At 45.3% G+C, this 23,041-nt stretch carries 17 protein-coding genes; 1 reads left to right on the forward strand and 16 read right to left on the reverse strand.

Features of this window, described 5'->3' with window-relative positions; translation table 11 throughout:
- Positions 1 to 309: 309 nt before the first annotated feature.
- From ACSQ8O_RS30855 to ACSQ8O_RS30865, 3 genes are all read right to left on the reverse strand, one after another.
- A complete protein-coding gene (locus ACSQ8O_RS30855; protein WP_436244749.1) occupies positions 310 to 1,662 on the reverse strand; it encodes a hypothetical protein in 1,353 nt (450 codons plus the stop codon).
- Positions 1,663 to 1,934: 272 nt separating this feature from the next.
- Entirely contained in the window at positions 1,935 to 2,834 is a 900-nt protein-coding gene (gene rbsK, locus ACSQ8O_RS30860) for a ribokinase (RefSeq protein WP_436244750.1), read from the reverse strand.
- 156 nt (positions 2,835 to 2,990) lie between these two features.
- Complete coding sequence (locus ACSQ8O_RS30865; RefSeq protein WP_436244751.1) at positions 2,991 to 3,908, reverse strand: nucleoside hydrolase; 918 nt, start codon at positions 3,906 to 3,908, stop codon at positions 2,991 to 2,993.
- 25 nt (positions 3,909 to 3,933) lie between these two features.
- Between ACSQ8O_RS30865 and ACSQ8O_RS30870 the strand changes: the two genes are divergently transcribed.
- Positions 3,934 to 4,824: an AraC family transcriptional regulator gene (locus ACSQ8O_RS30870; RefSeq protein WP_436244752.1), complete on the forward strand. Its 891-nt coding sequence runs from the start codon at positions 3,934 to 3,936 to the stop codon at positions 4,822 to 4,824.
- A 109-nt stretch (positions 4,825 to 4,933) separates the two neighbouring features.
- On the opposite strand, the gene ACSQ8O_RS30875 is transcribed toward ACSQ8O_RS30870, so the two are convergent.
- The 13 genes from ACSQ8O_RS30875 to ACSQ8O_RS30935 form a co-directional block, all read right to left on the reverse strand.
- Positions 4,934 to 5,842, reverse strand: coding sequence for a fumarylacetoacetate hydrolase family protein (locus ACSQ8O_RS30875; protein ID WP_436244753.1), 909 nt, complete (start codon positions 5,840 to 5,842; stop codon positions 4,934 to 4,936).
- Between the two features lie 46 nt (positions 5,843 to 5,888).
- Entirely contained in the window at positions 5,889 to 6,662 is a 774-nt protein-coding gene (locus ACSQ8O_RS30880; protein WP_236286556.1) for an SDR family NAD(P)-dependent oxidoreductase, read from the reverse strand.
- Positions 6,663 to 6,819: 157 nt separating this feature from the next.
- Complete coding sequence (locus ACSQ8O_RS30885; protein ID WP_436244754.1) at positions 6,820 to 7,575, reverse strand: IclR family transcriptional regulator; 756 nt, start codon at positions 7,573 to 7,575, stop codon at positions 6,820 to 6,822.
- 53 nt (positions 7,576 to 7,628) lie between these two features.
- On the reverse strand, positions 7,629 to 8,393 hold the full coding sequence (locus ACSQ8O_RS30890) for an MOSC domain-containing protein (protein ID WP_436244755.1): 765 nt from the start codon (positions 8,391 to 8,393) through the stop codon (positions 7,629 to 7,631).
- A gap of 94 nt (positions 8,394 to 8,487) precedes the next feature.
- Positions 8,488 to 8,844: a VOC family protein gene (locus tag ACSQ8O_RS30895; RefSeq protein WP_436244756.1), complete on the reverse strand. Its 357-nt coding sequence runs from the start codon at positions 8,842 to 8,844 to the stop codon at positions 8,488 to 8,490.
- A gap of 168 nt (positions 8,845 to 9,012) precedes the next feature.
- Positions 9,013 to 11,319, reverse strand: coding sequence for a MerR family transcriptional regulator (locus ACSQ8O_RS30900; RefSeq protein ID WP_436244757.1), 2,307 nt, complete (start codon positions 11,317 to 11,319; stop codon positions 9,013 to 9,015).
- A 159-nt stretch (positions 11,320 to 11,478) separates the two neighbouring features.
- Complete coding sequence (gene fdhA, locus ACSQ8O_RS30905) at positions 11,479 to 12,693, reverse strand: formaldehyde dehydrogenase, glutathione-independent (protein ID WP_436244758.1); 1,215 nt, start codon at positions 12,691 to 12,693, stop codon at positions 11,479 to 11,481.
- A 234-nt stretch (positions 12,694 to 12,927) separates the two neighbouring features.
- The gene (locus ACSQ8O_RS30910) at positions 12,928 to 15,216 is read right to left on the reverse strand and encodes a chondroitinase-B domain-containing protein (protein WP_436244759.1); all 2,289 of its coding nucleotides are present in this window, start codon (positions 15,214 to 15,216) and stop codon (positions 12,928 to 12,930) included.
- Between the two features lie 262 nt (positions 15,217 to 15,478).
- Positions 15,479 to 16,540 (reverse strand): beta-galactosidase BglB, encoded by a 1,062-nt coding sequence (gene bglB / locus ACSQ8O_RS30915; protein ID WP_436244760.1) that lies wholly within the window; start codon positions 16,538 to 16,540, stop codon positions 15,479 to 15,481.
- A gap of 15 nt (positions 16,541 to 16,555) precedes the next feature.
- A complete protein-coding gene (locus tag ACSQ8O_RS30920) occupies positions 16,556 to 19,156 on the reverse strand; it encodes a discoidin domain-containing protein (protein ID WP_436244761.1) in 2,601 nt (866 codons plus the stop codon).
- A 33-nt stretch (positions 19,157 to 19,189) separates the two neighbouring features.
- On the reverse strand, positions 19,190 to 20,203 hold the full coding sequence (locus ACSQ8O_RS30925; RefSeq protein WP_436244762.1) for a glycoside hydrolase family protein: 1,014 nt from the start codon (positions 20,201 to 20,203) through the stop codon (positions 19,190 to 19,192).
- A 33-nt stretch (positions 20,204 to 20,236) separates the two neighbouring features.
- Positions 20,237 to 22,033, reverse strand: coding sequence for an alpha-L-fucosidase (locus ACSQ8O_RS30930; RefSeq protein ID WP_436244763.1), 1,797 nt, complete (start codon positions 22,031 to 22,033; stop codon positions 20,237 to 20,239).
- 26 nt (positions 22,034 to 22,059) lie between these two features.
- On the reverse strand, positions 22,060 to 23,010 hold the full coding sequence (locus tag ACSQ8O_RS30935; RefSeq protein ID WP_436244764.1) for an aldo/keto reductase family protein: 951 nt from the start codon (positions 23,008 to 23,010) through the stop codon (positions 22,060 to 22,062).
- Between the last annotated feature and the right edge of the window lie 31 nt (positions 23,011 to 23,041).

Here is a 23,041-nt window from a genome sequence, read left to right on the forward strand (position 1 = left end):
TCGGAAACTCAATTTAACAGTAAAACATGTAGCTAAAACTGTCTCTTTTGTTCCGATCGGCTAAAATCCTCAAAATTAACTGTATGTTTTCCAGCTATTCTGCGTTTTATCGGGAAATCCCAAAATTTAACTGGAGGAAATCCATCTATTCCCCTGGTGCTCATGGCACACTTCATCGCGCCATTATTAGCTATGGGGTAAGACTCGCTTCCCCCAAGACATCTAATAACTACAATCTTACATGTCTAAAAAGAAAGAAACCGCTCCATATGGCTGAAGCCAGCGCTGGAACGGTTTATCTTCTAGAGCTTAGACTCTGCTGGGATCAGCCGCCAAATTCTCCAGAAAGTGAAGTCGGAACGTTTGTTTCGGTCTTCCTTTCGGCACCTTCACATAGCCAACACTCGAAATCAAGTTGTGATCCATCCATTGCAGCAGGAGCCGATGCGTACTTCTGACAGTTACCCCAAGGATACTCGCTAACTCATGCACTTCGTAATCCAGCTTGCTTGTCCGTGCTACAGTCGTCATAAGACGACTCAAATACGTCGATGTCATCCCGGCATCTTCTGCACTCTTCAGCAGCTCAGGATCTGTCATCGACAAATCCCTGCTGAGTGGGTCAGCCATCTCCAGAGGGCCAATCAATGTCTTGTCTTCCCGCACAATGAAGCAGGTATTGCCTCCGGCTTCTTTGCATCTGCGCAGCGCAAGGCGAGCATGCGTACCCGCTTCATTCGCACTGCGACCGAAGCCAATACCCATACTAAGAGAGAGACCCAGTGATTTCCAAACTTCCCGTGCGAGTGGCACCGATTTATAGCCAACCGTCTCGCGTTCGAAAATCCCCCGTGTCGTAAAAAACAAATACTCATCAGCGCCCAGATGTGTTAAATAACCATCTAACGACTCTACATAGTCGATCAGTTTTCTGTGCACTTCTAGCTTGAAGCGTTGAATATCATGCTCTGTACTTTGTTGCTGCAGTTTTTTGCCGAATTCATCTACATTGATCATGCCAACTAGGATCTGCGCTTCTTTGCTGCGCCGTGTTTCCGTTGAGAGGAGCGCACGTTCCAAGGCCACCGTTATGTTCTGATCGGTCGGTGTAATCCACTCACACGGAATCCCTTGCTTGTTAAGCGCGTCAGCGACCTGAATATCTGTGGTAAGCGCTGCTTTCGTTGCTCCCCTAAGGAAAGCCTCCTCATGGAATTGCGTCATCGTCTCCACTTGCGGGTACGGTACGCCATCATAGATCAGGAAGCTCGATGGGGTTTCACCAATCTCTTTGACATGCCTACTTAACGTTGAGGATGTAAAAGAATCAATACTAAAAATCGCATCCACCGCATGAAGCTGCGGCTTACTGCGCAGCCGATACAACGCACTAAACAGCCCGGTGTCAGTCAACGGGATCATATGCACAGGCAAATGGGTAAGAACGTTCTCTTTGACTCGTCGATAGAGTGTCGGGCCTGTAACTAGCAGCACTTCCACTTCTATCAGCAGTTGCTCGGCAATCTCTGACGCCGTTTCTGCCGTACATGCGCGTGCGATAGGCTCGAAGGACGGGAAGGACGTAGCAATCACACTCAATACTTTATTCACAAGAGCCTCTGGCCCTAATATCCCAATGGCAATTCGATTCGGAATATCCATATGTGAAGGCTCCTTTGCATCATCAATATGATCAAGTATACCCCTGTTCATGAATAAAAGACAAATCGTTATTGTGTCTTTAAATCGGAATATTGACATATTCATGACGATTAAAGTCAAATTACTCCCCCGGTAGCCAATGTGAAAATAGTTCGGTAAGAATCAGACTATTGCTCCTTTTTGGAAAGGAGTCCCCCGTTTAATTCGGAGAAATCGGACTAATGCAAGAAGCCCGGCCGTGAAAAACACCGGCCGAGCTTCATATATGGCGTCTAGCTTAATTCCGCAAGCAGCGGCATCCCCGCCTGTGCACCAAAGCGCGTCACCGACAACGAGGCCGCCTTAACAGCAATCGTAGCTGCTTCAAGTACTTCTTCACCTCGAGCTAACGCGACAGTGAAAGCTGCATTACACGCATCCCCTGCACCCGTCGTATCCACAACTTGGACGCGAGGTGCTGGAATCGTGGTTAGGCTACCCGCTACCAGCATAGCCACGCCCTTCTCACCTCGTGTGAGCAACAACCGCGGTCCCGTCATTTCCCATTGCTGCATGCCCCCCAGCAGCTCGCTCTCATTAGCATAAGTAGCTCCGCTGAGCAGCTCAAATTCCGTTTCATTCGGTGTGATGAAGTCAACGAGCTGCAGCAACTCAGCAGGCAGTTTAACCGCTGGTGCCGGATTGAGCACGGTGCGAACGCCTGCTTTACGTGCAATCTCTAGCGCTGCCTGCACAGCAGGCAGCGGAATCTCGAGCTGCACCAATAGAGCATCCGCTTCTTGAATGAGCTGAGCATGCTGATGTACTTGCTCGGGCGTTACTTTGCCGTTTGCTCCTGACACAATGACGATGCAATTGTCATCGAAGGTATGTAAGATGGTTGCCGTACCCGTGGAACAATCATCCCTGCGTACAATGGCCTCTGTGTGAATGCCATGAGCGGTCATTTGGGCTAGCAACACATCCCCGAAACCATCTTGGCCCACCGCGCCGATCATGGCAACTTGTGCACCGAGTTTTGCACATCCGACAGCTTGATTAGCCCCCTTGCCTCCAGGGATGGTATGCAGGTCATCTCCCTGCAAAGTTTCGCCAATCTTAGGCATACGGCTCATGGACACGACTAAATCCATATTCAGGCTGCCTACAACAGCTATGCGTACTGACTTCATACAGGTTAGACTCCTTTTTCTTTCAAAATGTATATATAGGGTGAATACAAGGTGTCATTACAGGTTCTATCCAGTGGGCAGAAATTCCTTTATTGCCAAACAACACGCCTATCATCGAACCTACGGTAGCCCATTCCAGCCTTGTGCCATCAAAACCTAGATGGAGCCATGCAGCTTCTGGAAAAAATCTCGAAATACAAGATTACGATCAATATAATGAACATATCGAATGAGATGTCGTGATTGATCTTGGCTCCATCTAGCCTCATCGGATACGATCGGACTTGATAGAAGTACACTTGGTGTGTTTCGTTCATCCACCAGATAGGCAATCGTTGAAATATCCCAAATGACACGAGAGTAAGCGAAATGATCAGGATGAACTTGTCGGAAAGTCTCGTATAAATACTCACCAATCACACCGGATTCCTTCACAAAATCTTTCATCTCGGATAACGTTGTTTGTAAATGCGAGGCAACGCCCATACATGGAATTAATACGAGTGGCACACCGCTATTCAAAATAATTCGCACCGCAGGAATATCTTGCTCCAAGTTAAATTCCAGCGTATGTTGCCAGTGAAGTGCATGCCCTCCCAACCAAACGACAACGATGTTCTCGATGATACGAGGTTCCATTAGAATGGCGGAAGCTACGTTCGTTATGGCGCCAATGGCGACAACGTACAAGGGATCCTCCGGCGAGGAAGCCATTGCACGTTCTACCAAATTGCGGGCTGCATCGCTCTCCACCGGTGTTTCCGGACCTGGTAGATACGTCTCAGACCCTTTGTAAATAGGAATATCCGTACGCCCCATCAGATTTAGAATTTTGTGCAGCTCGTGATAACTCTTCTCCATGCCATCCTTCGGCCCAGTCGACAGTTCGTTAAAGAAAGGTGCTGCATAGAAGGCTTCCACTTGAAGTCTCTCTGGCGACTGCAAGGCATACACAACAGCGAACTGGTCATCAATTTCATTAAATGTATCCGTATCCAACACCATTCTTATCTTGCCGGTTCTTGCATTCAAGCGTTCCATTCGTTGCGATTCCGTTATTATTGGATATTCCATAGGAAAACTCCTCACATTTTATATCATGAATTGGCTTACATATTTACTCAACAATCGAGAATATACAGATATTCTACCTAAATTCGTGGTATATTTTTATCATAGATCGGCTTATTTTTTATACGATTCGGCTATCTATGGTATATTTCATGTGGAAGGATCATCTGCGATGAATGGACATTTGGATTTTCTTTTTCGAACAACAAGACCTCAGAATGGGATGATTCATCCGCATAGACACCAGTGCTATGAATTGGTTTATTATATACAAGGAAGTGGCTCAACTCGAGTTGGAGAGTACACTCACCATTTTCACGATGACACTTTCACGTTAATTAAGCCTCATACTCTGCATGACGAGAAACATGCGACTGACAGCGAAGTTCTATTTGTAGGATTTCAAGCTGAGCTTGGCAAATATCCCCTTCGAGAAGGTTTATATCTCGACCAATCGGAAGGAGCGATTCTTGCCTTGCTGCAAAGAATGATCATTGAAATGCAGAATAAACGCTCTTTCTATACGGCTAAGCTGAATCATCTTGTTGGCGAATTAATTATTGAACTCCTCCGTTATGATGAATTCATTACCTCCGAGCCATCTGTTGATAAGGTCATATACGCCAAAAACTACATCGATGAGAATGTCAGTCAGAAAATCAGTGTTGACCTATTAGCAGATTTGGTTGGCTACAGCTATGATCGATTCCGCCATCTATTCAAAGAAGAATATGGTTTTTCACCTATGCAATACGTGATGTCCAAGCGCTTCGAACTGGCCAAACGACTGTTGAAACAAACGGATCTCTCCATATCCGCCATTTCTAATGAGAGTGGTTTCTCCAACGATACGCAATTCTGCTCGCTTTTTAAGAAAGCGACAGGTCTATCTCCTCGCCAATATCGCATACAACAATGAACAAGAAGGAGCTGCATGAACCCGTCAACAAAAAAAAGACAACCCGCAGGCTGTCTCTTTCTCTCACTAAGCGATTTTGGTTTATCATACATGTTATCTACGAAATCGGCTATAGCTGCTCATCCACCATGCGATTCGTTAACGCACCTAATTTTTCAATTTCAATCGTAACCACGTCGCCATGTTTCAAATAAACACGTTGATCTACCGGCTTACCAAGCACAACACCCTCAGGCGTTCCTGTCAAAATAATATCACCAGGCGACAACGTCATATGCTGGGAAATATAGCTGACGATTTCATCACAGTGGAAAATCATATCCGATGTATGCGAACTCTGTCTTGTCTCTCCATTTACCGTGCAAGTAATCGTTAACTGATTCGGATCACCGACTTCATCCGCCGTAACCAGATACGGGCCCAGTGGACTGAATTTATCACAGGATTTCCCCAGCAGCCATTGTTGTGTACGCATTTGCAAATCACGCGCCGATAAATCATTCACATTGCAATATCCAAACACATGGCTTAATGCCTGCTCCTTGGACACATATTTCGCCTGTTTTCCAATGACGATAACAAGCTCAGCTTCATAATCAACCTGACTTGTGACACGATTCGGAAGCGGAATATCATCGCCAGGTGAGGCAATCGTGTTATTGAACTTATTAAACAAAATCGGATACTGAGGAATTGCCGCATTCGTTTCTTCGGCGTGCTTACGATAGTTCAAGCCAACGCAGATGATTTTACCTGGATTAGTAACGCACGGACCATAACTGACTTGAGATTCATCCAGAAGGTACGCAGTTCCCGCTGTTGCCCCTTCAAGGACTCTTGCAATATAACGTTCAAGCCCAGGAATCACAGCTTCAGAGTTCGCAATAACGGACATGACATCCGTTGGAATCCCTTCCTCCGGGAACGCTTTCAATGCCTCTGTTATATCAATTACATTGTTGTCTAACTTCACACCAAGATGACTACTGCCGGAATGATCAATTGTGACTAGTTTCAAAGTTAACATCCTCTCTTTTCAAATAATTGGAAATTTGGTCCTTTATTTACGCATTCTTACCGAACACAACGCCACCATCAACATACAAGGGAGAGCCCATCATGAATTTGGAATCATCGGATGCTAGGAATAAGGCAGCTTGCGCTACATCCTCTGGAGTTCCGAGCTCATTGCTAAGTTGTCTACTTTTAAGAGCGGCAATGGCAGCCTCAGGATCATCATAAGAGGTTTTCAAATAATTCTCAACAAAAGGTGTTAAAATCGTGCCAGGCAACAGGGCATTTACCCGAATTTGGTAGGGGGCATAATCGACCTGCATCGATTTCGTCAACGCCAGTACAGCACCTTTGGTAGCTGCATAGGAAGCACGTCTTGCTAACCCGATCTCCGCAATACAGGAGGACATGTTAATAATGGACCCACTGCGCTTTTCCATCATATGGGGAATTACATATTTGGACGGCAAGAAAACGCCGCGAATATTCACACGAATGACACGATCCCACTGGTCTGGCTCCAGCTCATGCAGGGCACCAACACCGCTAATTCCTGCATTATTAAATAGCACATCAATTCGTCCACACGCTTCGATTGCTCGGTCTACCATCGTTTTGACGGAATCTGGATCCGTTACATCGGCTTGCAAGAAGAGCGCTTCTCCACCGTTAGCTTGAATTTCGGAGACTGTTTCCTCACCTTTGACCGCATCCAAATCATTGACGATCACGTGTGCTCCTTCTTTTCCAAAAAGAAGCGCTGTGCTTCTCCCGATACCTGAACCAGCACCTGTAATCAGAATTACTTTATTCAGTAATCTCACTTGGCTCCACCCCTTAGTTTATTATAGTAAACTTAGTTTATAAAATTCCATAGACTAAGTCTATCATCAGCTATCTTTCGCGTCAACGCAAAATAAACCAGATACAACCCGATACCCGCGGGTGTTAACTGGTTTACCTGAAACTTCATCTTGGTGGCTACAGCGGTACGGTTGCCGATAACGCCTGTGTGAGGATCTGAATCTCTTCCTTAGCTAGCTCTTGTTTCTGCGTCCATTGATGTACGGGCATCGAGCAACTTACAGCCGCTATCCACTTACCGTTACGATCAACAACCGGCATGGCCAAGCAGCAGAAGCCGAGCACGATCTCCTCTTGATCCACTGCAAAGCCTTGTTTTCTTATCATGCGAAGCTGTTTCAGCAGTTCTTCTCCGCTTTGAACAGTCTTCGGGGTAAAAGCATGATAGCTGCCTTCTTCGTACAAGGCAAGCACCTGTGCATCCTCCAAAGCAGAGAGCAATACTTTTCCCATCGCCGTCGCGTAAGCAAGCAAACGCATACCAGGCTCAGAGATGAGACGAACTTGCGCTGGTGCCTCTTTTTTGGCCAAATACACAAGCTCACCTTTCTCCAATCTAGCCAACTGAAAGGTTTCGCCGAGTCGCTCCACGGAACGAGTAGCTTTCTCCTCAAATAATTTCACTAGCGACATGCCAGCGAAATATGCATTGCCAATGACACCGAAAAAGGAGCCGAGCACATAGGTATCCCCTTTTTCTCTGATGACCCAATTCAACGTCTCCATCGTATGTAAAAGCGAAAACATCGTGCTCTTATTAATCCCCGTTGCAATGCTCAAGTCCATCAACCTTAGCCTAGAGGGCTGTTCCGCTACTAACTGGAGAACATCCTGTGCTCTTTCCAGTGCTGGGACCCAATATTTTCTTTCCATGCGCATACCTCACTTAAACTTGACTGTCCCTATCCGCTACAAGAGATGCTGAATTACAGGAATTTGACCGAATCGCCTAGTCGAATTTGACCTGTTTGAACGACAGAAGCATAAACACCAAACTGCAGGTCAAAGCCTTCATTTACTTTTTTGAGTACCGAAGGATCCTTATCCAGCGTATCCGGATCTATCGTGATCATCATGCATCGATCACAGAAGCTGTCTACCTGCAATTGTACTTCGCCTATAGCAATCTGTCGACCTATCCATTCTCCTTCGGAGCAGGCATGTTCATCTAACGCGACTACGAAATTGCCACGGAACCGTCGTTGATCCAAGTCCTTGCCGTACAAACTCTCGAGTTTTCTTAAGCTAGCATCTGTAATAAGAAGAATGCTGGCACCATCAACGGAGAGTAGATGTGGATGCTCTGGATGCTGCTCTTTTAATCGCGACATGGTAAGGGGAGTCTTCGTTTGGGTTTGCATCTCTTTCAATAGTGCGTCATCCCAACCGAATGTTCGCCCATCAGCAGCTGATATATGGATATCTCCATTGAGATAACTTGCTTGATAAGTCAACATGTTAGGCATATTTCGTGCCGTAACATATCGCCACCAGCCCGATTTGGATTCATCATAAAAGGCCCCAAACCGATCTCCTAGCATCCCATAGGCTTCAATTTGGCAAGATGTCAACCGCTCACCTGCGAATGACTTAATAGGATACCTATTGATTTCACTTATTTTACCAATGGTTACTTGCACAGGTTGTTCCTCCATCATTCTTATATTCCGCGCACGCAACCATTTTATCATTTCGTACTCCGCAGAGCTAGGTGACGCCTGTCGCACGCGAAACTCAAGTAAGCATAGTGAGCTTCATATGTATAGAAATCCTCGCATTACTCCCTCAACATTTGCAAACCATCAACAAGTTGCCATCTGGATCTTTAAAATTAAACCAATGTCCATGTTCGATACCTGTGACTATTTCAACATTGCTATCTGTCATGAATTGGTAAGCCTTCTGTATATCATCTGTGTTAAAATGGAATGCTGGATTTCTATAAGTAGCATCCACATGATATATTTTACTGTCCAAAATAAGATTTGACCCATTATTATCCAATGGTATACAACAAAGATGGTCAGCGATAATATTAAATGTAGGTTCCAGTCCAAGAATGCCGCAATACCATTCTCTTGCGTCTCTAATGTTACTCACAGGAATAAAAATGCCTCCGACTTTACTTAAAATAACGCTCACATTTTTCACACTCCATAATTATTAACATATTAATTTTTAAGATCTATTGTATCATACTATTTGGTAAAATAAGGGGATTCTCTCGGTATGGAGCATCGTTTAGAACAAAAAAGTCTGCACATAAAAAAAGCCACACAGTTCGTGTGGCCTTCTATATGCCGTCCTTGCTTAAATGCCTAAAAATTTGGCAAGCTTATCAAGCAAACGTTGTTGAGAAGACAACTGTATCGATATCGTGTCAAATCGATTGTCCAGTAATTCTTCATTTGAAGCTGCTTGATTGTTAACTGCCTCATCGATTAGCTCATTTAATTTCTTTGTATTGATAGCGTAATTATTACGCATTTCTTGCTCTAATTCTGTGATACTCTCCTTATGTTGCTTGCGCAATTCATAGGTCACTGCATGCATTTCATTTCTGAGATTTTGCTCCAAAACTTCAGTGATCTTGGGTTGAATGGTACAGAGTTCTTGCTCCATCTTCGAGATACTTTCTTGAAGTTGATTCCTTAACTCAGTCGTCGTTGTCTGCATGTCACCCCTGAGATTTTGTTCCAGAGCTTCTGTCAACTTGGGCTGAATCGTAGTGAGCTCTTGGAGCTCCTGTTCCAATCTGGAGATACTTTCTTGAAGTTGATTCTCTATCTTACTTGTTGTTGCCTGCATGTCACCTCTGAGATTCTGTTCCATGGCTTCTGTCAACTTGGGCTGAATCGTAGTGAGCTCTTGGAGCTCCTGTTCCAATCTGGAGATACTTTCTTGAAGTTGATTCTCTATCTTACTTGTTGTTGCCTGCATGTCACCTCTGAGATTCTGTTCCATGGCTTCTGTCAACTTGGGCTGAATCGTAGTGAGCTCTTGGAGCTCCTGTTCCAATCTGGAGATACTTTCTTGAAGTTGATTCTCTATCTTACTTGTTGTTGCCTGCATGTCACCTCTGAGATTCTGTTCCAGGGCTTCTGTCAACTTGGGCTGAATCGTAGTGAGCTCTTGGAGCTCCTGTTCCAATCTGGAGATACTTTCTTGAAGTTGATTCTCTATCTTACTTGTTGTTGCCTGCATGTCACCTCTGAGATTCTGTTCCAGGGCTTCTGTCAACTTGGACTGAACAGTAGTGATCTCTTGGAGTTCTTGGAGTTCTTGCTCCAACGTCGAGACACTTCCTTGAAGCTGCTTCTGTATCTCACTTGCCGATGCCAGTATTTCGTCTCTGAGATTTTGTTCCAAAGCTTCTCTCATCTTGGGCTGAACGGTATAGAACTCTTGGAGTTCTTGTTCCAACGTCGATACACTTTCTTGAAATTGTTTCTGCAACTCACTTGTCACTGCTTGCATTTCACCTCTGAGATTATGCTCCAAAGCTTCTCTCATCTTGGGCTGGACCGTATAGAACTCTTGGAGTTCTTGTTCCAACGTCGAGATACTTTCTTGTTGTTGCTTGTGCAGCTCATTAGTTGAAGCAAGTATTTCTTCTCTGAGACTTTGCTCCAGTGCTTCTGTCGTCTTGAGTTGAACGGTATTGAGCTCTTGGAGCTCATCTTCTAACTTCGTGAAGCTTTCATGTTGTTGATCTTGCAGCTTCTTCGTTCCTGCAAGCATTTCACCTTTGAGATCGTGCTCCAGCGTTTCTATTATCCTAGGCTGAACGGTATAGAGAACATGCTGTAGTTCATTAACCTGCTCTGAAACACTCTTATATTGTAGGTTGAGTACATCAATGTTAGCGGCAACTTCGTTGCTGTCGTCTTGTTCAATGACCTCAGCAACCTTGTAAGTAAAAATCTTGATGATATTACGCAGCTCTGCAACTTCTTCGGAAATGCCATTAAATTGAAGATTTAAGGATTCAGCTATTTTTGTAAAACGTTCATCCTGATTAGCGTCCTTCGTGACTTCAATCATCTTTTCCATAAATGTAAGAACAATATTACGAAGTTCTGCGACTTCGTTCGTAAGCTCATCAAACAGAACGTTGACGTAATTTTTAGTTGGCGCGACTTGTCTAGCACTTGAAATAGATGATATACCAACCATTTGACTGTCATCTACTTGTTCATTTATACGCTTCGGGGTTTTATTGGCTTCTATTTTCTGCGTTAAAAACTGCATCAAGTTACGTAATTCCAAGATTTCATTACTTATATTCGGGTTAACTTTGTTTTCTACAAGTTCTACGTTCATTTCCGGAACAGTCACAGATGAAGGAGTGACAGGGTTCTCTTCACCAATTGGCGTACGAATTCCTTTCTGGCTCAGTTCTTGCAAGTGTTCGTATATCATCTTATGTGATTTATTCGCATCTTTCATTTTTGCAATGACTCGAAAAACTTCAATAGCTTCTTCTGTGTATCTTAAGCTTCCTCCAACAGCGGTGGTCGGAAGAAAATCAGCAAATTGTTTGGACCATTCCACGACTGTTCCTTGCGTTTTTTTGACTAAACGTGCAATCTCATTGACCTTATATGTCCTTTTCATTGGTTAGCGATCATATCCTTTCTTCTTATATCCCGTAGGCTTAGGCATCTATAACAAGGTATTCAGGACCCTATGCAATTGACAATGAAAGCGTCAAATAGTTAGCAACGCGAAGAGGCTGCCCCATATGTAGGACAGCCTCAAATTAAAATAATGCAATTACTTTACAAGTCCATGTGGATCAATGACGAACTTCCGCGACACACCACGATCAAATTCTTGATATGCTTGAGGTGCCTCGGCCAAGGAAATGAGGGTCGCGTTGACCGCTTTGGCAATCTGTGCTTTGCCACTAAGAATCGCCATCATCAGATCTCGGTTATATTTCATGACGGGTGTCTGTCCGGTAACAAATGTATGTGATTTGGCCCAGCCCAAACCAAACCGAATTTTCAACGTCCCAATCTTAGAATCTTCATCCACTGCACCAGGGTCACCTGTGACATAAAGTCCCGGAATCCCCAAGCTGCCTCCTGCACGCGTAACTTCCATGATGGAATTGAGCACGGTTGCTGGTGCTTCGCCATGTGCTTTACCATGACCGTGTGCTTCAAAGCCTACGCAATCAATCGCTGAGTCCACTTCAGGCAATCCCAGAATCTGATCGATTTGCCCGGCTAGATCCGCATTCTCACGCAAATTAACGGTTTCGCAGCCAAAGCTTTTCGCTTGTGCTAAGCGCTCTGCATTCAGGTCCCCAACAATGACAACAGCAGCTCCCAACAACTGTGCAGAGTGCGCAGCAGCAAGACCTACTGGACCTGCCCCAGCTACGTATACGGTCGAGCCTGGACGAACGCCTGCGCTAACAGCGCCATGATAACCTGTTGGAAAAATATCAGAAAGCATCGTCAAATCTAGAATTTTCTCCATCGCTTTCTCTTTGTCCGGGAATTTCAGCAACTGAAAATCGGCATAGGGAACCATCACATATTCGGATTGTCCGCCAACCCATCCACCCATATCCACATAGCCATAGGCAGAACCTGGACGATCTGGATTTACATTTAAGCAAACATTGGTATTCCGCTCTCTACAGCTACGGCATCGGCCACAGGCAATATTAAAGGGTACGGAAACGAGGTCCCCTTTTTTAATAAACTCAACATCACGACCTACTTCAATGACTTCCCCCGTAATTTCATGTCCCAAAATAAGCCCTGAAGGAGCGGTTGTCCGACCTCGAACCATATGCTGATCACTACCGCAAATATTCGTAGTTATCACTTTGAGAATAACACCATGCTCGCATTTTCTACCGACATTCAATGGATTAACGCCAGGTCCATCTTTTAATACTAATTCTGGATAATCCGTGTCACGAATTTCAACACTTCCTGGTTTGCTGTACACAACTGCTTTATTTCCTGCCATATCGTCTTCGTCCCCTCACACAGTAATTATGCTGAGTTAGTCCCATTCATAAACAGTGTCTAAGATCGTAAAAGCTCGGAAGTAACGCAAACACAAGAATACTATTCTCTTTTCACATCTATTATCCTGCCTTTACATCATGAAAATGATAACGATTACAAAATCAATTAAGAACGCACAGCCAAGCTGTTGCGCTCTTGATTGATAATCATCTTTAAACGAACGATACCTTACTTATGGTGCATTAGGTCCAACCTCTGTTGCTACCAGTGGATGTTTCCCAAAGGATGTGCTTGAAGAGCGTTCATCCGCTCCAACGTCATTAGAAGAACGTGTTTCTCCATCCATATCCTCTGTCACATACGTATAGCTTCCTACTGCTGCATTGATCGCCGGACTTGTGGATGACAACTTTTGCAAGCCGTTTACCGTCGTGAGTAATGGGTTTGTTGCCCAGATTTGAGCAGTTGTCCTCGAAGCATTGTTGCTTACAGTGCTGCCGTTTCCTATGTTCCCCTCAAATACCGTGTTGGTGGTGCCAACTTCATAATACAGAGTCCCTGTGGAATTTTTTACGATATTATTAGCTACCCTGCTGTCTTGAGGAGCTAAGGGTTTACCAGAACCTACGATGATCCCCGTCGTGCTGTTCACAATCGTATTGTTGACGACTTGTGCTCGGTAAATTTTCCATTGTGCTTTCAAATCATCCGCTGATGGGTTGGACGGATAGCCACTTGTACCCCCATCATAATCCGCATTATCAAGAATGATCGCGTTGGCTGTTAGATTTTCCATGTAATTGTTGTAAATCTTATGATCGTTGCCATAAATGCGGATACCTGCTTGTTCCGATTCTACACCATCACCTAAGAAATAGTTTCCATAAAAGGAGTTGCTATGCCCATGTCTTGACGTGAGTCCACCCTTGGACGTCTTGAAGGTATTATAGCGAACCGTATTATTACTGCTTTTCACAGAAACGATTTCGGGTTCGCCATCGCAATTCTCAAACAGATTGTACTGGATCGTATTATACCCATTGGACAAGGAAATTCCGGATAAACCAAGACGGATTGTTTCTTTGCCATTCGCGACCCATGGACCCACATCATGAAAATAATTATATTCAATAATGTCGTACTGAGAAATGTTTCCGTTACCGTCACCTTGATAGGCAATAAGCGGATCCGTGTCGCTCTTCGGACCAAAATCATTATGGTCAATGCGATTATGATGACTATTGACGCCACTAACCTGCAGCCAGATCAGTGTTCCTCCAGTTGCTTGTAAAGCGAATCGATTTCGAGTCACTCGAATATTATTAGAACCATCTAAAAGGAGTGCTGTATTTCCTAAGTTTGTGAACTTCAATCCCTCGATTACGACATTAGACGAATTCTGAATTTGAAGTGAAGCACCGCCGGAAATGATTGCCTGACCTGAATTAGCTGCTTTAATCGTAATGGGGTTGCTCGCTGTGCCATTTTTGTTACTTAAGACAAAAGGTCCTGTTTGCGAGTAAGTCCCATTGGCTAGCACGATGGTCGTACCTGCACTTGCATTGCTTAAGGCAGTTGCTAACTGTGCGGAAGTGGAAACAGAAACACCCGGTATTACTGGGGCTTCACCGTAAATCTCCACCTCGGTATAACTGTTCCATAAGTTTGCGGAGTTGCCATGCCCAACAATTCGCACATAGCGAGCTGACGCTACATCCGTGAAGTCGAAAGTTTGTAAGCTTGTATTCAAACTACTCGTCACATTCGCCTGAACCGTCGTGAAATTCACATTATCCGTGGACGTTTGAATATCGAACGTGGAGGTTCTCGTATCCCCGCTTACAAAGGCCATTTTGATATAGGCAACCCTGACGTTTGAGCCTAAATCGTACTTGATCCATTGACCGTTGCCGCTAGCTGACCAGCGAGTGGTTAAGTTGCCATCCACTGTGTTAGCAGGCACGTTGCCATCATCCGCGCTTGCAGTTACGGAAGCCCCAGCGATAGCGAATTTCGTATCTACGGAAGCGCTTGCAGAAGTGTCACCGTAAATTTCTACCTCTGTATAACTATTCCATAAGTTCGCAGAGTTGCCATGTCCGACAATCCGCACATAACGGGCCGGGTCTACATCGGGGAAATCAAAGGTCTGCAAGCTTGTATTTAAGCTGCTCGTCACATTGGCCTGAACCGTCGTAAACGTAACATTGTCTGTAGATGTTTGAATATCAAAATTCGAAGTTCTCGTATCTCCACTTATAAAAGCGATTTTAATGAAAGATACTTTTTTCACTGCGCCCAGATCATATTTAATCCACTGCCCATCTCCGTTTGCTGACCAACGTGTCGTTAAGTTGCCATCCACCGTATTGGCAGGCACATTCCCATCATCGCTACTTGCCGTTACCCCAGATGCCGCGACCGTCAGTTTCGCATCTGCCGCATAACCAACGAAAGGAATCATGGTAAGAAACAAACTAATTAATAACATAACAATACCTACATTTTTACCTTTTCGCATAAATACATCCTCCCTTAATTTTCATTTGAACCCTTGCATCCTATCTAATCTATGAACTCCTTTCATTCAAGTCGAGTGCGTACACTCTCCTCCAATTTAATACAACTCACTGAAAATAAGCATCATCATAATCGTGAATGCATCCTCAAAATCGAAACTGATTACCCTCATTACCTAAACTCGCTATTCAAATATGGATATCTATGGCATATAAAGAAGCCCATGCTCACTTGCATGGACTTCCGAGAGATATTCGGTTGATTTATTTACATGCTTCCACCATGAGCATCAATGCCATGGACTGCCCATACGGCATCGGACATTGTTTGATGTTGCGGTAATAATCAAGGTTATTCTTTAAGCCTGTACCGTAAGAAACACCATGGACAATTCCTTCATCATCAATTTTGCTCATGACTCCTTCCAGTGCTTTCAGTCCCACAGCGCGATAACGCTCATCAATAAAACCTTTCCGCACTGCCTTCAAGATGCCATAGGCGAATGCTGAAGAAGCCGATGTTTCCAAATACGAATCAGGCTGATCCAATAATGTATGCCATAGGCCGCTTTCATGCTGAAGTGCGGCAAGTGTTCTCACCTGTCGTTCGAGCGACGAGATCAGGAACTGACTTACCCCCGCTGGGAGAGGAGCGATATCCAGATAATCGACCAGTCCTGCTGTATACCAAGAATTGCCACGTGCCCATAAGGCTTGCGCATAATGATGATGCCCGAGAAATGTCCACCCGTGAAAGAATAGTCCTGTCTTCACATCCGATAAATATTTGAGATGGACTAGGAACTGTCTGATGCTCTCTTGGAAATAGGCATCATCTTGTAACAGGACACCCATACGTGCAACGAACAAAACGGTCATATACAAAGTATCATCCCACAATTGTCCCTCGTTCAGATTCCGGGTAACACAATGTTGAAGCCCGCCTTCGTCCGTCCTAGGCATATCTTCCATGACATAGGTGACCCATTCTCTGCAAAGCGCCACATAAGTCGGATTCCCTGTTTCCTCAGCCAAATAGCTTAACGTCAGCATTGGGCACATCGTGTTTACGTTCTTGTCTGGTAAACCTTCAGCGATCCGCTTGTCAAACCATTGAATGAGCTCATTTCTAATCATCAAGTTGCCTGTTTCCTTATAATAGGAGTACAAAGCAAACAATCCAACGCCCTGAGGCCACTCCCAATTGTCCATAGAAACAATGCCAATCGCAACATTTTCTTGAAAGGCTGGTTTTAAAGTTTTCATTTGCCGTATAAGCTTCGAGATGATGTGTTCATACTTTTCAATCGTTGCAGCATTGGACATAACTTAGTTCACTCCTTATGTGAGATTAGGCTGTAAGAGACGGTCCTGTAACTGTTGCATATAAAGACTGCGTGGTTCCACATGGCTTCCAAAGCTTTCCCAGTAGGCTTCCTTGCGCAGTCGTTGATCGTAGGGACTTGGGAGGAGTGGCTTGCCTTGACTTCCGACGTGTCCGATCGCATAATTTTGAGCGGTTGGAGGTTGTTGGGAGAGCAACTCGTTCGAGGTATTCCAAGTAACATAGTTTGCCCCAGACCATCCATGGCCGCTCCCTAACCACCCTCGATCCTGAATATGGATGCGACCCTTTACATTGTCATAGAGACAGCCCACTGACCACCGATGATGAGGTTCACTCGAGTTGTAATCCATTTGCGACTCGCAATCGAGAAATACATTTGGCCCTGCAACGCGCGCATCAACTGCAAAAGCATGTCTTGCGGTTTCTGTATAAGCTCGCTGAACAAGCGTTAACTCACCCATGAGATGAAACGGGTAGCGACGGCCTCCTGTAATCACGCTGATAAATGCGAATGCCGAGCAATCCTGAATGGTAATCCATTTCGTATCGCGACCAACCTGCACTAATGCGTGTTGGAAATGGAAGCCAACTACATTGCGTACCCATGCGTTTATGACATGATCCAGGTAGATACAATTAATCGCATGCTGCTCATCAGCCATGTAGGTTGCAGTGCCCTCATTGCCATCAATTCTCGTGTCACAGATACCTGGATCATACGAAACAACCACTCGCAAATCCTCGATACCGATCTGTTCAATACGGCCTTCATCCTCGTATTTCATAAGAGCCCCGCCACCCCAGCGGCATTCAATCGCATTCGCGATAGGAGCGTCCAGTGTAATGCAATTGCCGACCATATGGGTGATGACTCTGTCGAACTCCAGTTGGAACGGAGGCCATTGAACGGTTCCACCTGTAACTGGTCTCATCCGAATCGCATCCATGCCAATAGCATGAATCCAGCGTTCATTTCCGTATCGAAGCACCTTGACGGTGTCGCCTACACGATAACAAGAAGCATCCTGCACATGGATCGTACGTGCACCTGATGGTACATACAGATCACTAATGGAGGTTAGTGTATCCGGTAATAGGGTAGGAGAGGCTTCCCCTCTAATTTCAATGAGATCCCGCTGTTTCGTCCCTGTCGCATATAACAAGGTGCCGCCATCTTCGTGACCCTCACCGCGTAATACAATACCACTTGCCTTAATTTCCAATGTACCATCAATTGGGTAGACGCCCTTCTTTAGTAGAATAGAGCCCCGAAACCCTGACAAAGATCGAGGAAATGCAGCTACCTGATCGATCGCGTCCTGAATGTGCGTCGTATTATCTCCCTCCACGGGTTCAAGTGATATAACGGGTGCGATATCTGGGATCGCTACGCCGCCTCCACCATATCCGCAATTGGAGAAATCGATGATCTGATTCCCCTTGAAATCAGGCACATAAGCCAATTTCCCATTCTCGCCTATATGAACGATGCGACTTTGCCCTTCCAACGGAATCAGCGGATTCTGGACTGTAAAATAAAAGGCATCAAAGAAAGTCAGTCCACCTTCTATTTCGATTTCTACGTTTATCCGGTATTGTCCGGCCTGCCTCACTTCGCCAGGAAATGTAAATATTGCTGCCTCGCCCGCTGCAAATTTCGTTGCTGAATGTGTCCACATCTGCTGATCTGCAGTTACATTCACTAAAGTTACTTGCACAGTTATCGCATCAGCCGTTCGCATATGCAATGCTGGAAATGGGCTGTCCATATCCAAGAAAGCTGGCTGCCCCGTCTCGCAGACTAAGGAAGGATGTTCTAACGAAAGATCGACCACCCACTCCGTTGAATCAAAAACATCGACGAAGAAACTAGATTCTTTGGTCACACCATCTAAATTTACAACAGCTAGAAATTGGGTGATACCTGATTGATGACTGGTCAGTTTGCCGTTTTCATTTACCGACATCACATTTTCGTTGCTACTGCTAAATGTGACCTCCGCTTTCGTCAAATCGGCGTCCGAACCATCTGTCATAATCCCTCTCCATGCCAATTGCGCTTGATTGTTCACTTGCATTGCTAGCGTATCGTCTTGACCGTAATCCATGCCTCCAACATTGAAGACAAGGTGATCTAACAAGGGACCCGACGGAATGGAAGCCTGTTCATAAATGCCGAAATCGATGAGTTGAACATCCCGTTCAGGATCAAATAGCATCACATCCAGTGATACATAACGTCCGATAACTCTCGGGAAAACAGCTATTTCTTCCGTTCGAATTCCGCCTACAGCTGTCTGCCGACTATATGCATCCTGCCAAGCTACTCCGTCATGAGAATAACGGATACGGTAGCTACTTATGAAGCCTGACGCAAGCTTTAATTGGATTTTATTGAACGAGAAATTTCGGCCAAGATCAACCGTTAACCAGACGAGGTTATCATCCTTCTGATCAGAACCTAATGGCTGCCAATAGGTTCTTTCGGAACCATCTACCGCTTGACTGCCAGCGCCATTCGCACTTTCTGAACTACATGTTACCGCGCATGCTAGTGCGAGATTGGCTTCGCGCACAGCTTCCGTTCTAGACATCACGCCTCAACCTCCTTACGTTGATTCCAGTTGTTATTCATCTTGGCCTATCGGAATGACCATATTCCACGTCTGCGTCGCATCATGAAAGCCCTTGGTTCCATCCGATGTAGCTGCGAACAGATGCGTTGGCTTCCCATTCTGAAAGAATAGAAAAGGTCGCTCCAAATTGCCCATTGTGCGTGTGACCCCATTATCCCAACTCACATTTCGGGAATAGGCGAGTGAGGGATGGATTCGCCAATTCATGCCATCCGTGGAAGATGCGTGTACGCCGCCATACTTTTCACCACACAAATTGCCGTCCATGTCCTTCGCTATTAATTCATATCCGTCCTCTGTTCGCCAAATGAAAGGGTCTTCTAGATGAACGTCTGGCGGGAATAGCGGTTCTTCACTCATTACCAGATAAGGACCCTCATAATGTGGCGCACGCGCAACGCCAAACGTCATCTTTCCATGGCCATGACCTTCATATTGTCTAGCTTTGTAAATTAATAACACAGAACCATCTTCCTCTACACATGGTGCAGGATTGGACGTTAAGAAGCTGTCGAACTTCCCTGGCCTTGTAGATACAATAGGGACATCGCGTCTCTCCCATGGTCCGTTAACACTGTTTGCTACCGCTAATCCAATGCGCTTGTTCGCTCGCGCTACAATACATCGCGGATCTTGGAGGTCATATCCATCACCAGCAATTGGATCAGGAAAAGGATGTGTTGACCCCATATAGAACAATAAATACTTGTCTTTATGCTTAACGATATGCGGATTATGTGTACTGCGGCCATCCCAATATTCGGCTCCACGTGCAGGTAGGACTACCTCCTGAAACGTAAAGGGCCCTTCGGGCTGATCGGCAACAGCACGTACAATTTCCGACTGGACAAGCCAACCTGGATGCATCGGAAGTGACTTCGGCCATCTGGAGGCGAACATGTGAAATCTGCTATCTTCGCCTTGAACTACGGATCCGCACCAGACCCAGTAATCTTCCATTTGGAAGCCCCCGTTCACAGGTGCAGGCATGAAATTGTAAAGCATACAATCGCTCTCCTTCTATTGTTTATTCTTTAGCTAGACACTCATTAATCTAATTTCTTTTAGGTTCATTAATACAGCACCGCAAATAGCTTGAGGCCGGACAGTCAGAGTATATTCACCTAAATTATCAAAATAAAATGGCCCTATCTCAAAGTTCTGGAATTCGTACTCCCCACCTGTTTGCATGACGCTAGCAACTAACTTATTGTCACCCGCTGTAATCTCGAAGATGCCTCCAACGGATGAATCACCTGCCCCATACACAGCAGCAACCCGATATGCGCCACCTTTTATCACGCGAAACTCCCACGAGATCGAGTCTAGCATAGAAGACCAGTTTTTAAGGTTGTCTCTCCCTTTTTTCCCCGTATCATAACGAATTGTCTGTCCGGTTAGTTCACCATCAAATACCCCGAATACATGAGACACACCATTGGCAACTACGACTTGTTTCGGATTTGAAGTTATTTCTCCTTGAAATTCCACAGCTACTACGGTACAGATTGGATCAAGCGCTTCTGTAGGCAGATGGATGATATGATCACCAGAATCATTCAACAATTGATGGGGTAAGTTTCGTTTCGACGAATCTCCCAACAGGTAACACTTCTGAATTGGATTAAGCAAACCAGGCAGCAATAGCTCCCCTCGAGCAGGCCAAACCCAAACGTGCAGATATAACGTATTTCCTTTCAACGTACAGCGGCCCCATGGTGTTCTACCGATCGGACTTCCTTGAGAGCCATATATGCTTTCACCATTCACCTTTAACCAAATGCCGATGACGCCAAGTAATTCGATTGATTTCGCGTCAATCTCTCCATCCCCCGTTGGCCCTACATTGATGACATAATTCCCACCCATACTAACGACATGGATCATATCATGGAGAATATCTTCGGCACTTCGCCACTGTTGGTCGGTTTGGTTATAGCCCCACGAATGATTTAACGTTGCGATCGATTCCCAGTCTCTCCTTGGTGTTCGCATATGGCGTTGATTATCACCTGTGTTCTCATAATCGCCGAATCCCTCACGACGAACCCGGCGATTGACTAAACAGCCTGGTTGTACCTCATGGACCAAATCCACAAATTGCTTACCCTGTTTATCCGTGATTTTATGACCACAATCAAACCAAAGAATGCCAATAGGGCCATACTGCGTTAAGAGTTCCTTCACTTGGGGGAAGGCTTTTTCTTGCAAGTATCGCTCATAGCGGGTGCTTTTGTTATCATCCTTCTCCCAGGTGTGGAGCGCATCATAAGCGCCAATATTAGCCGGATAATCCAATGTGTTTCCTTGGGAATCCGGATGATGCCAATCCATTGCGTGTGAGTAGTACAAGCAAAGAACCATATCTTCGCGCTGACAAGCAGCCGCTAATTCCGCCACAGGATCTCTGCCAAAAGGAGTTGCTTTAACAATCGAATAATCGCTGACTTGCGAATCGTACATGGCAAAACCTTCATGATGCTTAGCTGTAAAAATCATATATTTCAAACCAGCATCCTTAACAGTTCGAACCCACTTACTGGCATCAAACTGTGAAGCATGAAAATGATCGGCTATATGCTCGTATTCGTGAATCGGAATTTGAGCCCTCAACTGCAAATGCTCCGCGTAAGCCGCATTCACGGGATCGCCTTTCCAAACTCCGCCGGGCAATGAGTATAATCCCCAGTGAATGAACATGCCTACTTTTGCTTCGCGCCACCACGCTATTCGCTGCTCGCGCTGTTCATCTACCAGCACCTCTTCCTCTTGTAAACGAATCTGTTGTAGATTATTCGCTTCTGCATTATCCATGAGATGATCCTTCGTCGACATGGTAGTTCCCCCTTTCCTGCGATAGCCTATGCCTGTAATATCGCTTCAATCTCCCATAAATCCTTTTCGGATAGCTTGACCCCCGACGCCCTAACATTCTCTTCCACTTGTTGGGGGCGGGAAGCACCTATAATACAGCTAGCAACATTGTCGAGGCGGAGAATCCATGCCAATGCTAGCTGTGCCACACTTAATTCATTTCGCTCTGCGATGGGGATTAGCTTCTCCACCTTACCTAGCTGCTCATCCTTCATCAGTTGAAAAATCGCGCCATTCTGCTCTGGATCTACTGCCCTTGAATCGCTTGGGAACGGCATCCCCGGTTTATATTTACCTGTTAATATGCCTTGAGCAAGCGGCGAAAATACGATCTGACCGATTCCTTCCCTTACACTCAAAGGGACAATTTCCTTTTCGATGCCGCGTCGAAACATATGATACTGGGGCTGATTGGAGATAATGGGATGTAAGCGCAGCGCCTTCGCTATATGAACGGCATCAAGCAGTTGCTCCGCTTTCCACATACTGACACCCGTGTACAATACTTTTCCTTGCTTGATCAGATCATCCAATGCACATAATGTCTCTTCCAGCGGAGTATCCGTGTCGTACCTATGGCACTGATACAGGTCAATGTAATCCACACCGAGTCTTTGCAAGCTGGCATCGCATTGCTCCCTTATATGTTTGCGGGACAATCCACGGTCATTAGGTCCGTCCCCCATGGGCACACACACCTTGGTTGCTAGCACGTAGGATTCTCTTGGATACTTGGACAGTGCCCTGCCCACCACACGTTCTGCTTCTCCTTTGTGGTACACGTTCGCTGTATCAAATAGATTTATGCCCAACTCGTAGGCTTTATCAATAATCGATTCCGATTGTTTGTCATCGATCGCTCCACCATAGGTTAGCCAACTGCCTAAACTGAGTTCACTTACTTTTAAGCCACTGTTGCCTAATCGTCTGTACTGCATGTTAGAACCTCCCCATCATACGTGGCTATAC

Origin of the sequence: Paenibacillus sp. LjRoot56 (assembly GCF_964253335.1) — a bacterium.
GTDB classification, from domain to species: Bacteria; Bacillota; Bacilli; order Paenibacillales; family NBRC-103111; genus Paenibacillus_E; species Paenibacillus_E allorhizoplanae.

Excerpts from the sequence above, each read along its gene's own strand:
- ACSQ8O_RS30855 (WP_436244749.1), bottom strand. The coding sequence starts at position 1,662 with ATGGATATTCCGAATCGAATTGCCATTGGGATATTAGGGCCAGAGGCT.
- rbsK (WP_436244750.1), bottom strand. The coding sequence starts at position 2,834 with ATGAAGTCAGTACGCATAGCTGTTGTAGGCAGCCTGAATATGGATTTA.
- ACSQ8O_RS30865 (WP_436244751.1), bottom strand. The coding sequence starts at position 3,908 with ATGGAATATCCAATAATAACGGAATCGCAACGAATGGAACGCTTGAAT.
- ACSQ8O_RS30870 (WP_436244752.1), top strand. The coding sequence starts at position 3,934 with ATGAATTGGCTTACATATTTACTCAACAATCGAGAATATACAGATATT.
- ACSQ8O_RS30885 (WP_436244754.1), bottom strand. The coding sequence starts at position 7,575 with ATGGAAAGAAAATATTGGGTCCCAGCACTGGAAAGAGCACAGGATGTT.
- ACSQ8O_RS30890 (WP_436244755.1), bottom strand. The coding sequence starts at position 8,393 with ATGATAAAATGGTTGCGTGCGCGGAATATAAGAATGATGGAGGAACAA.
- ACSQ8O_RS30900 (WP_436244757.1), bottom strand. The coding sequence starts at position 11,319 with ATGAAAAGGACATATAAGGTCAATGAGATTGCACGTTTAGTCAAAAAA.
- fdhA (WP_436244758.1), bottom strand. The coding sequence starts at position 12,693 with ATGGCAGGAAATAAAGCAGTTGTGTACAGCAAACCAGGAAGTGTTGAA.
- ACSQ8O_RS30910 (WP_436244759.1), bottom strand. The coding sequence starts at position 15,216 with ATGCGAAAAGGTAAAAATGTAGGTATTGTTATGTTATTAATTAGTTTG.
- bglB (WP_436244760.1), bottom strand. The coding sequence starts at position 16,540 with ATGTCCAATGCTGCAACGATTGAAAAGTATGAACACATCATCTCGAAG.
- ACSQ8O_RS30920 (WP_436244761.1), bottom strand. The coding sequence starts at position 19,156 with ATGTCTAGAACGGAAGCTGTGCGCGAAGCCAATCTCGCACTAGCATGC.
- ACSQ8O_RS30925 (WP_436244762.1), bottom strand. The coding sequence starts at position 20,203 with ATGCTTTACAATTTCATGCCTGCACCTGTGAACGGGGGCTTCCAAATG.
- ACSQ8O_RS30930 (WP_436244763.1), bottom strand. The coding sequence starts at position 22,033 with ATGTCGACGAAGGATCATCTCATGGATAATGCAGAAGCGAATAATCTA.
- ACSQ8O_RS30935 (WP_436244764.1), bottom strand. The coding sequence starts at position 23,010 with ATGCAGTACAGACGATTAGGCAACAGTGGCTTAAAAGTAAGTGAACTC.